This is a genomic window from Embleya sp. AB8 (assembly GCF_049739465.1).
In the GTDB taxonomy this organism is placed as follows: Bacteria; Actinomycetota; Actinomycetes; order Streptomycetales; family Streptomycetaceae; genus Embleya.
The window spans coordinates 1-14,198 of sequence record NZ_JBMHHY010000032.1 but is presented as its reverse complement, the minus strand read 5'-3'; the positions used below and the strand labels follow the sequence as shown (position 1 = coordinate 14,198).

The 14,198-nt window shown below is 68.7% G+C and carries 14 protein-coding genes and 1 pseudogene; 8 read left to right on the top strand and 7 right to left on the bottom strand.

Annotation, left to right across the window (positions count from 1 at the left end; genetic code table 11):
- Window positions 1-42: 42 nt before the first annotated feature.
- From ABIA38_RS36875 to ABIA38_RS36865, 3 genes are all read left to right on the top strand, one after another.
- Complete coding sequence (locus ABIA38_RS36875) at window positions 43-957, top strand: amino acid ABC transporter permease (RefSeq protein ID WP_424643331.1); 915 nt, start codon at window positions 43-45, stop codon at window positions 955-957.
- The gene (locus ABIA38_RS36870; RefSeq protein ID WP_424643330.1) at window positions 954-1,760 is read left to right on the top strand and encodes an amino acid ABC transporter ATP-binding protein; all 807 of its coding nucleotides are present in this window, start codon (window positions 954-956) and stop codon (window positions 1,758-1,760) included. The genes ABIA38_RS36875 and ABIA38_RS36870 overlap by 4 nt, the downstream gene beginning before the upstream one ends.
- A gap of 309 nt (window positions 1,761-2,069) precedes the next feature.
- Complete coding sequence (locus ABIA38_RS36865) at window positions 2,070-3,407, top strand: class I SAM-dependent methyltransferase (RefSeq protein ID WP_424643329.1); 1,338 nt, start codon at window positions 2,070-2,072, stop codon at window positions 3,405-3,407.
- A gap of 85 nt (window positions 3,408-3,492) precedes the next feature.
- On the opposite strand, the gene ABIA38_RS36860 is transcribed toward ABIA38_RS36865, so the two are convergent.
- From ABIA38_RS36860 to ABIA38_RS36850, 3 genes are read right to left on the bottom strand one after another with little or no spacing between them, the layout of a single operon-like run.
- A complete protein-coding gene (locus ABIA38_RS36860) occupies window positions 3,493-3,819 on the bottom strand; it encodes a hypothetical protein (RefSeq protein ID WP_424643328.1) in 327 nt (108 codons plus the stop codon).
- Window positions 3,816-4,283 (bottom strand): hypothetical protein, encoded by a 468-nt coding sequence (locus ABIA38_RS36855; protein WP_424643327.1) that lies wholly within the window; start codon window positions 4,281-4,283, stop codon window positions 3,816-3,818. The genes ABIA38_RS36860 and ABIA38_RS36855 overlap by 4 nt, the downstream gene beginning before the upstream one ends.
- Window positions 4,271-4,432, bottom strand: a complete 162-nt coding sequence (locus ABIA38_RS36850) for a hypothetical protein (RefSeq protein WP_424643326.1) — start codon at window positions 4,430-4,432, stop codon at window positions 4,271-4,273. The genes ABIA38_RS36855 and ABIA38_RS36850 overlap by 13 nt, the downstream gene beginning before the upstream one ends.
- 312 nt (window positions 4,433-4,744) lie before the next feature.
- Here ABIA38_RS36850 and ABIA38_RS36845 point away from each other — a divergent pair.
- Both ABIA38_RS36845 and ABIA38_RS36840 read left to right on the top strand, forming a co-directional pair.
- A pseudogene (locus ABIA38_RS36845) lies at window positions 4,745-5,488 on the top strand (helix-turn-helix domain-containing protein); the annotation flags it as partial.
- Between the two features lie 35 nt (window positions 5,489-5,523).
- Complete coding sequence (locus ABIA38_RS36840; RefSeq protein WP_424643325.1) at window positions 5,524-5,721, top strand: DUF397 domain-containing protein; 198 nt, start codon at window positions 5,524-5,526, stop codon at window positions 5,719-5,721.
- 13 nt (window positions 5,722-5,734) lie between these two features.
- Here the strand turns inward: ABIA38_RS36840 and ABIA38_RS36835 are convergent, their stop codons facing one another.
- The gene (locus tag ABIA38_RS36835) at window positions 5,735-6,952 is read right to left on the bottom strand and encodes a helix-turn-helix domain-containing protein (RefSeq protein ID WP_424643324.1); all 1,218 of its coding nucleotides are present in this window, start codon (window positions 6,950-6,952) and stop codon (window positions 5,735-5,737) included.
- A 368-nt stretch (window positions 6,953-7,320) separates the two neighbouring features.
- Here ABIA38_RS36835 and ABIA38_RS36830 point away from each other — a divergent pair, with 368 nt between their 5' ends.
- Window positions 7,321-8,979, top strand: coding sequence for an SGNH/GDSL hydrolase family protein (locus ABIA38_RS36830; protein ID WP_424643323.1), 1,659 nt, complete (start codon window positions 7,321-7,323; stop codon window positions 8,977-8,979).
- A gap of 196 nt (window positions 8,980-9,175) precedes the next feature.
- Here the strand turns inward: ABIA38_RS36830 and ABIA38_RS36825 are convergent, their stop codons facing one another.
- Complete coding sequence (locus ABIA38_RS36825) at window positions 9,176-10,807, bottom strand: M4 family metallopeptidase (RefSeq protein WP_424643322.1); 1,632 nt, start codon at window positions 10,805-10,807, stop codon at window positions 9,176-9,178.
- Between the two features lie 169 nt (window positions 10,808-10,976).
- On the opposite strand from ABIA38_RS36825, the gene ABIA38_RS36820 reads away from it, so the two are divergent.
- Entirely contained in the window at window positions 10,977-11,249 is a 273-nt protein-coding gene (locus ABIA38_RS36820) for a hypothetical protein (RefSeq protein ID WP_424643321.1), read from the top strand.
- A gap of 127 nt (window positions 11,250-11,376) precedes the next feature.
- Here ABIA38_RS36820 and ABIA38_RS36815 read toward each other — a convergent pair whose 3' ends face one another.
- Complete coding sequence (locus ABIA38_RS36815; RefSeq protein WP_424643320.1) at window positions 11,377-11,787, bottom strand: hypothetical protein; 411 nt, start codon at window positions 11,785-11,787, stop codon at window positions 11,377-11,379.
- 140 nt (window positions 11,788-11,927) lie between these two features.
- On the bottom strand, window positions 11,928-12,503 hold the full coding sequence (locus ABIA38_RS36810; RefSeq protein ID WP_424643319.1) for a hypothetical protein: 576 nt from the start codon (window positions 12,501-12,503) through the stop codon (window positions 11,928-11,930).
- Window positions 12,504-13,100: 597 nt separating this feature from the next.
- Between ABIA38_RS36810 and ABIA38_RS36805 the strand changes: the two genes are divergently transcribed.
- Complete coding sequence (locus ABIA38_RS36805; RefSeq protein ID WP_424643318.1) at window positions 13,101-13,673, top strand: LGFP repeat-containing protein; 573 nt, start codon at window positions 13,101-13,103, stop codon at window positions 13,671-13,673.
- The last annotated feature ends 525 nt before the right edge of the window (window positions 13,674-14,198 follow it).

Sequence of the window (14,198 nt, the reverse complement as noted above, 5' to 3'; positions counted from 1 at the left end):
GACCGCTTCCGCACTCGCGCTGCATGAGGAGGTCACTCGCCCGTGACCACGCCTGCCCAACCCGCCGCCGACAAAGAGCCGGTCAAGCGGGAACCCATCAAAGCGATCCCCGTGCCGCACTACGGCCGTTGGGTCGCCGCCGTCGTGGTCCTGGCGCTGGTCGGCCTCCTGATCAACGCGTTCGCGAACGCGAAGATCCACTGGAACGTGACCGGCGACTACCTGTTCGACGCGCAGATCATGAAGGGCGCCGGCAACACGCTGCTGATCAGCCTCTACTCGATGGCGGTCGGGCTCGTACTCGGCGTGATCGCGGCGATCGGGCGACTGTCCGGCAACCCGGTCACCTCGACCGTCGCATCGTTCTACATCTGGTTCTTCCGCGGTACGCCGGTGCTGGTCCAGCTGCTCATCTGGGGCAACCTCGCGCTGGTCTTCCCGACCATGTTCGGCCAGAACACCAACGACGTGATCACCCCGCTGATGGCGGCGCTGCTCGGCCTCGGCATCAACGAGGGCGCGTACATGGCGGAGATCGTGCGCTCCGGCATCCAGTCGGTGGACGAGGGCCAGACCGAGGCCGCGCAGGCGCTCGGCATGTCCAAGGGCCGCACCCTGCGCCGGATCGTGCTCCCGCAGGCGATGCGAGTGATCGTGCCGCCGACCGGCAACGAGTTCATCAACATGCTCAAGACGTCCTCGCTGGCCAGCGCGGTGGTCTACCCCGAGCTGCTGCAGAAGGCGAAGGACGTGTACACGCACAACCTCGCCGTGATGGAACTGCTCTTCGCGGCCTGCTTCTGGTATCTGCTGCTTACTACGGTGTTCAGCATCGGCCAGTACTACCTCGAACGGTACTTCGCGCGCGGGTCCAGTCGAGCCTTGCCGCCCACCCCGCTCCAGCGGATCATGGCCAACGTGTTCACCGTCCGGCATCCGGGGGTCAAGACCCGATGAGTACCACTTTCGACAAGCCCGCCCCCCGCGCGGCGGACCCCGGCCGGCCGATGGTCCGGGCCCAGGACGTCTGCAAGTCGTTCGGCCCGCTCGAAGTGCTCAAGGGCATCGACTTGGAGGTCGCGGCCGGCGAGGTGATGTGCATCGTCGGCCCGTCGGGCTCGGGCAAGTCCACGTTCCTGCGCTGCATCAACCACCTGGAGAAGGTCAACGCCGGCCGACTGTGGGTGGACGGCGATCTGGTCGGCTACCGGGAGAAGGACGGCAAGCTCTACGAGCTCAAGGACAGCGAGGTCGCGCTGAAGCGCCGGGACATCGGCATGGTGTTCCAGCGCTTCAACCTGTTCCCGCACATGACCGCGGCGGGCAACATCATGGAGGCGCCGGTCCAGGTCAAGGGAATAGGCAAGCCGGAGGCCCGGGCCCGCGCGCACCAACTCCTGGAGCGGGTCGGCCTGGCCAACAAGGCCGACGCCTACCCCGCGCAACTCTCCGGCGGCCAGCAGCAGCGGGTGGCGATCGCCCGGGCGCTGGCGATGGACCCCAAGTTGATGTTGTTCGACGAGCCGACCTCCGCGCTCGACCCCGAACTGGTCGGCGAGGTGCTGGACGTGATGCGCGGCCTGGCCGTGGACGGCATGACGATGATCGTGGTCACCCACGAGATGGGCTTCGCGCGCGAGGCCGGCGACTCGCTGGTGTTCATGGACGACGGCCTGATCGTCGAGTCCGGGGTGCCGCGCGAGGTACTGAGCAATCCGCAGCACGAGCGGACTAGGACGTTCTTGTCGAAGGTGTTGTGAGGTCGCGGGGGTGCGGTGAGGCGCGGTGAGGCGTGGTCAGGGGCAGCGAGGCGCGGTGAGGCGAGGCGCAGCGCGGTGAGGCGCGGCGCGAAAGTCCCCCTGGTGGTGACGCCGTGGTGAGCCTGCGGTGATCCCGTCGTGAGCCCGCGGTGATCCTGTGGTGACGTCGTGCGAGGGTCGTGGTCCATCCTTGCCGGCGGGTCGCCCCGGACGGAGCAATTCCGTTCGGGGTTGCGGGTCGGTGGGGTAGGGGCATGGGTGCAACCCGGCTCTGGAGTCCGGGGGAACCACACCGCAGAGGAATACGTCATGCCACACACCGCCGACCGCCTCACCGCTCTGGCCGAGGGAATGCTCGGCCGCCCCATGCCGATCCGGATCCGGGCCTGGGACGGCAGTGAAGCCGGACCGCCCGACGGTCCGACCCTGGTCGTCCGGAACCGGCGCGCGCTGCGCCGACTGCTCTGGAAGCCGGGGGAACTGGGCTTCGCGCGGGGCTGGGTGTCCGGCGACCTGGACGTGGACGGCGATCTGTACGAGGCTCTGGGTCGGCTGACCGGGGTCGCGCTGCACCGGGATGAACCGGTACCGGGTGCGGGCCGGGTTCCGGCCGGGGCGGTGACCGCCGCCGCCCGGGCACGCCTCGCCGACCGGGCTCGTCGTACCGCCGCCGCGCTGCGCCCGATCGGCGAGGCGCTCACCCTGACCGGCCTGCCGCTGCCGCCGCCGGCGCCCGCCGAGGAGGTCCGCCGCAGGCATGGCATGCTGCACAGCCTGCGCCGAGACCAGGAGGCGATCCGGCACCACTACGACGTGGGCAACGACTTCTACGCGCTGATCCTGGGCCCGTCGATGGTCTACTCGTGCGCCTACTGGGACCGCCCCGACGCCACCCTCGAGGATGCCCAGCGGGCCAAACTCGACCTGATCTGCCGCAAGTTGGCGCTGCGCCCCGGGATGCGGCTGCTGGACGTGGGCTGTGGCTGGGGTTCGATGGCCCTGCACGCCGCCGAGCACTACGGCGTACAGGTGGTGGGCATCACGCTCTCGCGCGAACAGGCCGACCTGGCCCGCAAACGTGTCTCCGAGGCGGGCCTGACCGGTCGGGTCGAGATCAGGGTCCAGGACTACCGCGAACACGCCGACGGCCCCTACGACGCGATCTCCTCGATCGGTATGGCCGAACACGTGGGCCGAGTCCGCTACCGCGAGTACGCCGACACCCTGTACGACCTCCTGCGCCCCGGCGGCCGGTTGCTCAACCACCAGATCAGCCGCCGCCCGGCGCCGGATGAAGAGGCGTACCAGGTCGACGAGTTCATCGACCGCTACGTGTTCCCCGACGGCGAACTGGCCCCGCTGGGCAGCACGGTGTCGGTCCTGGAGGAGGCCGGCTTCGAGGTCCGCGACGTCCAGGCCTTGCGGGAGCACTACGCGACCACGCTGCGTGCCTGGGTGGCCAACCTGGAGGCGGCCCAGCCGCAGGCCGCCAAGCTGACCACAATGGGCCGAGTCCGCGTCTGGCGCCTGTACATGGCCGCCTCGGCACTGTCCTTCGAACAGAACCGAATCGGCGTCAACCAGATCCTGGCGGTGAAGACCCCGGAATCGGGCCGATCGGGAATGCCGCCGACGCGGGTGTTGTAGGGCTGTAGGACCGGGAGCGATTGACCGAACAAACGCGGAACAGCCCCGACCCCACGTCGTGCGTCGATTGTGGGGCCGGGGCTGCCTACTGCCAACGAGCCAACGCCCCGTCGGGTAACGCCCGTACTCGCCACGCCTGTTGCGCGGCCAGAATCTCCTGCCACAGATCCCGCGAACCGCCGTCGCCGTCGCTGTCGCTGTCGCCTTCGTCCGAGCCAGGTCCGGCCGGTGGTCGGGCCGGCGCCGGCCCGACCAACGACAGCGGCAACGAGGCACGCCACCCATTCCGCATATCCACGGTGACCCGCCCGCCGGACGTATCAACGGCCACGACGAACCCCGCCCCGATCTGATCACCGTCCGAGTGAAACACAAACACAAAGTCGCCCACGTCGTACGGGAATTCCGTCACGCCGTCTCATCACCCCCATCGAGCACAAATGGCGGATCCGCCCATCCCGCCACCGCACCCAACAAACAGCCGACCCGCTCCAGGTCCGACAACAACGCGAACCAGGCGGGCCCGTCCGCCGGTTGCACGGTCGCCAGCATGCCCCCGTCCACGGCACACAGTTCGATGAGCGTGCCCTCCGGCCGCGCGGTCACGTCTCCCCCACCCACGTACCGAACCTGCCGGTACAGAATCGGCGGCGACAGCCGCAGAATCACCAAGTCCCTTACATCGCAGGTGAATTCGGTCCCGCTTCGCAGCCGTAGATGAACCTGCTTCCCCTGCACGTCCATCAGCACACCTTCGCGGCCCGAATAACCGTCACGACACCACGCATGCCGATAACGCTCAAAGAACGCGCGGCCTTTGTCGATGTCCGCCTGCGTACTCCACACAATCCGCTGCCGGGTCGTCACCGCGCCCACCGCCACAACCTACGCAACCGCAGCCGCAGCCGCAGCCGCCCGAACAACGTCGGAACCGGTACCGGCCCGGGGACTTCGGCATCCCGTTCCTCGACCCACTCCCGAACCAACACACCCAACCGCTCGTCCTGCCGGTCCCGTTCCACCACCGGAAAAGGCACCGAACCGCGTTGAGTCCACCCGAATTGATATGTCATCGTGGACACGTGTCCCTTCTGTCAGAGGCACACAGGGAGTGGGGCGACTCGCCAAAGTTGAGCCCCACTCCCTGCTCCGAGCAAGAGGAGTTACCTCTCCCTTGCGCCTTCCGTACACAGTTTGTCGCTCTGCGTCCCCATCATGAGGCGGGAGAGCTAGCCTGTGCATCTCGGCACCGTTACCGATTTGCGGTGGAACGGAAGGGTGGAACACCCGTGCGGTATCAAGAGAAAGACCTCGATCCCCAAGGCTCGCCACGGCAGATGTTCGGGCGTGAAATTCGGGTCAAGCGCAAGGGCGTTGGCATGTCGCTGACGGCGTGTGCTTCGATCCTGGGCTACAGCAAGGCCGCGATGTCTCGGTACGAGACCGGCGAGAGCGCCATCCCGCCGGACATGCCGGCGAAGCTGGATATCGCGTTCGAGACGGACGGACTGTTCGTGCGGCTCTACCAGATGGTGGAGCACGACCAATTCCCGGACCGCTACCGGGGATTCATGGCACTGGCGGCGAAGGCGGAGGCGATCCTGGAGTACGCGGCGCACACCGTGCCCGGGTTGTTGCAGATCCCTGCGTACGCCCGCGCGCAGTTCAGTAGATTTGTGCCCTGGTGGTCGGACGCCGAAATCGAACGAAAAGTTGCCGCACGCATCAATCGGCAAAGCATCTTCACTCGTGAACACCCGCCGCGCTACGGCGCGATTCTTGACCAGGCGGCCATCAGTCGCGTGATCGGTGGCCCAGCCGTCATGCGCGCGCAACTCGAAGTGCTCTTGCCTCGGGTGGACACCCAATACGGCACGATCCAAGTACTACCGTTCGACTCCGGAGCCCACCCGCAGTTGGGCGGATCACTGACGCTGCTGACGCTCCCGGACAGTGAGCCCGTCGCATACCTGGAAGGCAGCCACACCGGCCAGTTGCGCGAGGATTCCGCTACTGTCGCAGAGCACCAAGCGGCATACGATCGTCTACGTGCCTACGCCCTCTCCCCGAGAGAGTCGGCCGCGATGATCCGGGCAGTCATCAAGGAGTTGAAAGCATGCAAGGAACCCGAGACGCAAACGCCACGACGTGGCGTAAGAGCACCTACAGCAACTCGGATGGGGGCAACTGCGTCGAGGTCCGCGATGATCTCCCGGGCATCGTCCCGATACGCGACTCGAAGGACCCGAGCATCGGGCACCTGACGATCGACGCGACGGCATGGACAGCCCTGACCGACGCCATCCGGAGCTGACAAACGCTGGAACCTAGCCGACGCCAAGCTGCAAGCGGCCGGCAAGGGCAAGTAGCGGCGTCGACGGCCGCCGCTTGCGCGAGACCATGTCCGCAACGACTCTGTGGGACGTGGCGTGGTAGCGCATCCACTCCGGGGCGGTCTGTTCGGCCTTGAGCATGGCGCGGGTTGCGTGATCGTCGTTGGCGAGGTCGATGTGCGCCAGTGCACGGTCGACATAGTGGCGCGCCTGCCAGGTGGGCGGCAGGTTGTCCAGGCCGGTGATGCGGCGCGCTTCGGTCAGTGCCTGCTCGGGCCGGTCCATCTCCACAAACGCGTTGACCGTGGCGACGCCCGCGTTGGTGGGCCCGAACGGCGTGGCGTAGTCCATCCGGTCCGTGCCGATCCGGGCGGCAGCGGCGTTGGCCAGCCGTAGCAACTCGGCGGCGGTGTCCCTGCGTTCCGCCCGTACCGCAGCCGAGGCGGCACGCAGCAGCAGGATGCCCCACAACGCGACGTCGATCAGCGGGGTCTTCGTCAACGACGGTTCGATCTTCCCGGCGGTCGCCTGGGCCACCCGCTGTGCATCGTCTATCCGGCCCTGCTTGCTGAAGATCCACGACAGCGTCGACATGCCGATGACTTCCAGCTGCGGGTCATCGGAGTTCCGGGCGGCGACCCCGGCGCGCTCGATCGCCGTGTACGCGGCATCCTCCTTCCCCGGCGCGGCCAAGGTGGTTGCCGCCACCTGGTACGCCTCCGCCAGGACCGCGAACGCGGCGGCACGATCGGCGCCGGCGTGCTCGCGTGCCGCCGAACGGGCGTCCGAGATCAGGCGCGGCAGGACGGTGGCGATCTCCGACAACTTCCCTTCGCGCCGGATCACCTCCGTCGACCGCAACGCATCCCGGAGGTCGACGACGGATGGCGATTCCCCATCGGCGACCGCGATTTCGTCATCCAGAAGCTCGGAAACGGGCGTCACCGCCTGCCGAAGCGCCAACAGACTCGGGCGCGGATCCCGATCCCCCGCACTCTCGAACGTGGTCGGCTGTCCGATCAGCATCGACGTCTCCACATCGAGCGCACCTGACAGCGCGTTCAGTGTGGACAGTCGCGCCGTGAGCCGCTGGTTCTGCTCCAACTTGCGGACCACATCGACGGATACGCCCGCCGCAGCGGCGAGCGACTCCTGCGTATGTTCCCTCCGCAGCCGCAACCGCGCGATGCGGTCCCCGATGCTCTCTCGCATGGCCAGGACTCCCGACGAGCTGGACGCTGCCCCCACGGTACGCCGTCGGGCCGGCCGGGCCGCCGCGAACGAACCCTCGCAGACCCCACACGCGTACTCGACGCCCACGGCGGGCGATCGCTCGTCGGTCGGCCGCACGCGCATCGGTGGTTGGCGAATCTGGCGCCGGGCACCCAGCAAGGCACGAAAAGACCAGCCGCGCCAGTGCAGTTCGCGCCCTCCCACCCGATTGACGACGGCAACAGACTGGCGTGGTCCGAACGTGCGGCGTCCCCCCGGCTGTCGCTGACGTGCGACCGCATCCTCGTTCGCCGTGCTCGTCGTACATGTCGTTCCGACCGACCTGCTCCCAGGGAGGACCACGAACCATGGCAGCACCCCCCGAAGTTGCCGAACCCCCTCGACGGCCACCGCTCCGGGCCGGCGGTGGGCGCCGCGTCGTCGGCCTGATGGCCACCGCCGCACTCGCGTTCGCGTTCGCGTTGCCGATGGCAACACCGGCCTTGGCCACCCCCAAGCCCCCCGACACCGGAACCGGGACGGGCCCGCCCCCGAGCACCCCGCCGCGCACGCCGCCGCCCCCGGCGGGCTCAAGCACGGTTCCCGACATCGGCGAACTCGTCGACATCGAGGGCACGAACTCGGTGGAGAACCCGGCCGGCCCCGGCGGTCCCGCCTACGGCGCGAACGAGGCGCCTCCCGTCCCGGGCGGCAAGGTCTTCAACATCGTCTTCGTCGGCGACTCCTGGATGTCCGGCGAGGGCGCCGGCGACTACTACAACGCCAAGGGCGAACTGGTACCCCCGAAGGAACTCCTGGTCCTGCCGAACGGCGGATACGTCTGGGTGCCCGCGAAGGGCAAGACCGAGGAGGACTACAAGCAGGACATGCGGCATCGCTCGGCCAACGCCGCCGCACTGCTCGCTGTCGACGCCGTGCGCAAGGCCAACCCGGGGGTGACCATCCACGTCACCTTCAATGCCTCCTCCGGCGCGACCACCTCGCACTTCTACAACGCCCAACACGACAACAACCGCGACAACCCGGCGCAGCGCACCGGCATCGACGCGAACACCGATCTCGTCGTGGTGGGCCTGGGCGGCAACGACGTCGATTTCGGGCCGATCATGGAAAAGGCGCTCACCGGAAAGGATCTTCAGGCGCTCAAGGACCTGATCGCCCGCTCCGCGCCGCTGTTGGCCGAGCGCGATGCCGCCACGGAGTTCGCGGACGGCACCCCGCAACCCCCGCAGGTGGTGCATTCACCGCCGAGCACGGTCACCGCCCGCCTGATCCAGATCGTCCGCGACACGCACCTCCAGGCACCGCACGCGCTGGTGGCCTTGACCACGTACGCGCAGGGGCTCGCGTCCAACGTCGCGCCGACGGGCCTCCTCCGCAAGTATCTGAGCGTCGCCGAGGTCAATGAGATCCAACCCCTCGCCCACCAGTTGGCCCAGTCGATCAAGCGAGCGTCGGCGATCCTGGCCGCCAACGGCGTTCAATGCGACTACCTCAACGTCGAGAACGCCCTGAACGGACATCTCATGGGCAGCCGCGACCCCTGGGTCAACGAACTCGTCATCGACGGCACGGCCTTCGCGCAGACATATTCGCCCTTCAACGCGTTGGAACAGTCGTTCCACCCCAACCGCAAGGGTCAGCAGGCCCTCGCGAAGTTCTACGCCTCGCTGATCGTGGGCGAACTGTCGCTCAACGAGGTCCCGGTGAACACCCCGTTCACCCAACCCGCACACCCGAACCAGCCCGGACTGCCGCCGCCCACCGTTCCGCCGACGACGCCACCCCCGCCGCCGACTCAGCCGGACGTCATCACGACTCCCGTGGTCCCCGGACGCGGCGGTGGTCATCCCTCCGGGCAGTCGTCCGGACCGGGTGGAGGCGGCGCTCCGTACGACGCCGGATGGGTCGCGTTCACCGGCGGCGGCAACAACAAGCTCCCGATGGCGGAGGCGAACATGGACACGTACTACTTCTGGGTACCCTTCGGCGGCACGGCCTGGTAAGGGGGTAGCCCTCCGGATTCGGGCGCGGGGTCGATTCGCTTGTGGACCGGGCGGCGGCAGGTGGTGACCACTCCCGACCCACTTCGAACTTCGGTCCCGAAACCCATCCGAAGCGCCGCACGTCGAAGGCAGGTCCCCGTCCGAATGTTGTCGGGCGGGGACCTGCCGGTGACGCGCCGGGGGCCGGTCGGCTATCTCAGACGGTGACGTTCACCGCGTCCCAGGTTGCGGCGACCGTGGCGGCGGTCGTGCTGCCGGGGCCGAAGAGGTCGGTGGTTGCCTGGAGGGTGGCGGCGCGGGCGCCGGAGTAGTCGGTGGTGGTGGTCATGTAGGTGGTGAGCGCCCGGTACCAGATCCGCTCGGCGTTGAGCCGGCCGATGCCCGGCACGGCCTTGCCGTCCACCGTGGGACTGTCGTAGGCGATGCCGTTGATCGTCTTGGCACCGCTGCCCTCGGCGAGCAGGTAGAAGAAGTGGTTGGCCGGCCCGGAGGAGTAGTGGACGTCGATCCCGGCGATGCCGGCGTACCAGTAGTCCGGCGAGTGCCCGTCCCGCGAGGGCCGATCCATGTAGCGCAGCGGGGCACCGTTACCGAAGAAGTCCAGGAGCTTGCCCAGCAGGTAGCTCGGGACGTCGTGGGCGTTGTTGGCGTGGAAGGAGACCGCGGTGGCGAAGATGTCGCTGGTGGCCTCGTTGAGGCCGCCCGACTCGGCCGCGTACTCCAGCCCGGCGGTCGCGGCGGTGACGCCGTGGGTCATCTCGTGGGCGGCCACGTCCAGTTCGGTCAGCGGCTTCGCGTTGCCGGCACCGTCGCCGTAGGTCATGCAGAAGCAGCGGTTGGCCCAGAAGGCGTTCTTGAGGTTGTCGCCGGCGTGGACCCGGCTGTAGGCCCCGACGCCGTCACCGCGGATGCCGGTGCGTCCATGCACCTCCTTGAAGTAGTCCCAGGTCCGGGCCGCACCGTAGTGGGCGTCGACGCCGGCCGTCCGGGCGTCGCTCTGCGTGCCGTTGCCCCACTTGTCGTTCCAGGAGGTGAAGAGCGACCCCTGGCCGGACTCGGCGTGTGCCAGGTCGTAGGTCCGGTGGTTGCCGCGGGTGGTGTCGTTCATCTCGTACTGCAGGAAGTTCCGCTTGGTGCTGACGGGGACGGTGCCGTTGTACTGGCCCTGGCCCTGGCCTACGTCGGAGCGCACCGCCTCGAAGGCGTACAGCTGCGCGCCCGTGGTCGCGTCGGTGACGATGTGCCGTTCGCTGGGGGTGCCGTCGTCCTGCGTTCCCTCCAGGACGGATTCCCAGGCCAGTACGGGGGTTGCCGCGCCGGCCCAGACGACCAGGCGGGGCAGGGCCGGTGCGTGCAGCGTGGCCATGACCTGGGTGGCGGGGATCGCCGGTGTGGTGGTGGGGACGGCGATCGGCGCCGAGCGGGCGCGGGTGGCCGTGAGGGCGCCCTGCCCGGTTCGGTGGACGATCAGATCGCCGCCGAGCACCGCCAGTGCGGCGAAGGTGCGGTTGTAGCGGAAGTGGGTGGTGCCGTCGGCGTCCTGGCCGGCGTCGGCGGGCTGCAGCACCTCGCGCGGGTCCAGGTTCATTGCCGTGGCGAGGCCGGCGGCGATCTCGGCGGCCTCCTTGAGCAGCGCGGCGTGTTCCTCGGGTGAGAGCGGGACGGGGAGGGCGCCCTGGCCGGGGACGGCGGGAACGGGCGAGGCGGTGGCCGCACTCGTGGGTTGCAGGCCGATCAGCATCGTGGCGGCGAGGATGGCGAGGGCGGCCACCGTTCGGGCGGGCCGGCCGCGTCCTCGGCGGGGGGCCTGGGGAGATGTGTGGCGCAAGGGGACTCCTCATCGCACGACAGGATCGATTCATGGACACGTGATCACGTCGATCAGTGCCCCGCTACGACCTGCCCGGTAGCACAAGTCACCCGAATGGCCCAGGAATGTCCCGGCCGGTCCCCAACTGGCGCGCGCCCACGAAGTCGTCGGGGACTACGGCAACGAGATGATGACGATCACCATCGACACCGACGGTTCCGGGCTGACGATCGCCTGCGCCATCAAGCCGGAGCTCCGTGCGGCGTCCGACACCGAGATGCCCGCCGACCTGCCGGCGGCCGGATTCGGCCTGCTGCCCGGTAACGGCGACGAGTACATCGTCACCAGCGGCGGACTCCAGGGCCAGCGCGGCTTCTTCACCCGCGACGACAACGGCACGATCGTCGGAGCGGACCTGGCCGGACGCCTGTTCACCCGCGTCCGGACGACCTCCCGGTAGCGCCGGGACATCCCGTACGCGCGGGTCCGTGCGTACGGGCTCCATCCTCCATGCCTCGGCGTGTCGACGCCTCGTTCGCCCTACTGATCCGATCCCGGCCTGGTGAGCCACGATTGTTCGGCGGACGCTAATCCCACACCACGGACCACACCGTCGCGCCGTCCGGTACCTCCGGGATGTCGCAGTAGTCGTCCACCAGTTGCGGGATGATGCCGTCCGACTCGAAGCCCTCGATCCACGCGCTGCAGGTGCTCTCGTCGGCCGCCATGGTGGTGCAGATGGCGATGGCTTCCCCGGCGAGTTCGTCCATCTCCAGCGTCTCCGGGTGCAACTGCACGCGTACCCAAGCGACTTCCGCATGCTGCTCGATCGCTCGCAGGCGCTCGACCAGGACGGACAGCGGGGGGCGGCCGTAGCCCCATTGGTTGGGGGCGATGCATTCCTCGTTGTCGTTGCCGTCGAAGAACTCGTCGAGGGTGAGCAAGGGCATAGCGCCGTCCGCACCGGTGCGGCTGATCACTTCAGCGGCGGAGATCATGACAGGGGACCCTTGCACACCGGGGTGACACTCCCGGATACGTACACGATCGCCGGCCGACTGGCCGGCTGGACCGCTGGCCGACGGGGCGGCCCGGCGGGCGGGCGGCTCTGGCGTCGGGGACGGGGTGGTCGTGCGGCCTACGCGGTCAGCGGTTGCGTGCGGTCCGCCGCGTACTGCCGCGCGCCGACGGACTCCGCCTTCCGGCGGCGGTGGCAGTAGTGCACGGTGACGGCGACCAGCAGCGGTCCCCACAGGATGATCGGCGCGTAGCAGACGTTGAGGATCACCACGTCCAGGCCGTGGGGGGCATCGGGGGCCGGGTTGACGAACATGTTGTGGATCAATCCCGCGGAATAGACCATGACCAGCGTGGCCCCGACCAGTGCCGGGATCGCCACCGCCTTGATCGGGATCCGGCGACCGCGCAGGCGCGGTACCCAGCGTGGCCACACCTCGCCCCAGGACTGCACCAAGCCGAGGGTCAGGAAGGCAAAGATCTCGGAGAACACGGTCAGGGCCACGATGTACACCGATCCCCAGCCGGGTACGTGAAGCTCCTCCTTCGCGGAGGGGCCGAACCCCATCATCCAGCCCCACGCCATCGGCAACCGCCACAGGCTGGACGGCAGGGTCGTCAGGGCTGCCACGAACGCGGCGTTGCGGGCCCAGCGGGGGACGTCGGGGACAGTGCGGAGGGAGGAAATTCGCTGCATGCCGACGATCTTGGCGGCGGCGCCCGTCAGCCCGCGTCGCCCGTGGGTCGAGGCACGGAGCACCCCACGACGTACGATCCGAATACGGCTCAGGTCGCAGGACGGCTACCACCGCAGACTGGACCTGAGGCGGCCAACCAAGGTCGGTGGTAACGCGGTTGCCTGTCTGCCGCCGCTTTCGGCCGGCGCCGAGTTGCCGGCGGCCGGCGGCCGGCAGCTGCCAGCTGGCGGCTGGCGAGGGCGAACAGTGGGGCTGCCCGCCGACGTCCGATGTTCAATGTCCGAGGTCCGAGATCCGAGGTCCGACCCCTGACGTCCGGGCGGGAACAGGTCTGCCGCCGCTCCGCGGGGCGTGGCGTGGTGGTCGTGGGGTCGCGCGCAGGGATGACGTTCGACGTCCTTCGGGATGGGGTGTGGCCGGGTAGCGGGCCAAGGCATCGACACACTCCGCTTACTGCGAACCGGGTTTGGGTTACGGAGCCTGTGGCGCGGCTAGATTCCGAATTGGGTCGGTACCGGCGGGTGGTGTTGCCTTGCCCCGCCCGCGCGGCCAGGGCATCGAGCATCAGGCAGCACACTTGGACGGAAGGAATCACCATGACACGAACTACGTTCCGGATGATGGCCGTTGGCGCGGCAGTCGCAGCCGCTACGGTCTTCGCCACCCCCGCGCCGATGGCGCAGGCCACGCCGAGCAGCGCTGCGGCATGTGGGTACTCGGTGCCGCAGCCGTTATGGGCACGATGGAACCAATTCGGGAGCGAAGGGGGCTCGTTCGGCTGCCCCACCACCGGTGCCTACAACGTCGGGAACGGGCTGTACCAGCAGTTCGAGCGCGGCACGATCGCCTGGTCGCCCAGTCAGGGGACCAACATGGTGGTCTCCGCCCAGCGCTGGGGCAGTGGTCTTCGCTTCGACTGGGGACTCAGCGACCCGTTCAACTACAACGACTGGCTGATCAACATCACGCGCGACGGCAACAACATCAACGGCGATCAGGAGTGCATCGCGCATGGCGGCGGCAGCGGTGACTGCGGGCGCTACGACGGCACCACCTACTGGTACAACCTCACCCCCGGCCAGTACCGCATCTCGGTCGAAGGCTGCGACATCGGCTTCCGCCGCCCGTGTCGTCAGGGCTGGACCATCCCGGTGTACGTAGGGCTCTGAGGCGCAACACCACCTTCGACGAAACGCCGGACCAAGACCCCGAGTCCGCGAGAGGCGGCGGGGTCTTGGTCCGGCGCACGTCCGCTGCGCGCGGCCGTTGCTGCCTTGGTCGGCTTGGCTGGTTCGTGGTCGGGGGCCGTTGTCCGCTTGGCGTCGTGCTGTTGAGCTGGTGCCGTGGTTGGCCCTGGGTCCGTTCGGCGGGGCCGGGTCGTGGCGGCTGTCACCGCCTCGTCGTTGCACGTCCCCTCCGGGGCCGGGGTTTTGCTTGGTGCTTCGCATCCGTTGTTGCCCGTCCACTACGTGGCCGTCACTGCCCGGGACGGCTTCCCCGATTCGCGGTCGGGGGCGGTCGGCCGCTTGGGCGTCGGGGTGTTGGGCTGCTGGCGTGGTGGCCCTGGGCCCGTTCGGCGGGGCCGGGTCGTGGCAGGTGGCCACCGCCTCGTCGTTGCACGTCCCCTCCGGGGCCGGGGTCTTTGCTTGGTGCTCCGCATCCGTTGTTGCCCGTCCACTACGTGGCCGTCACTG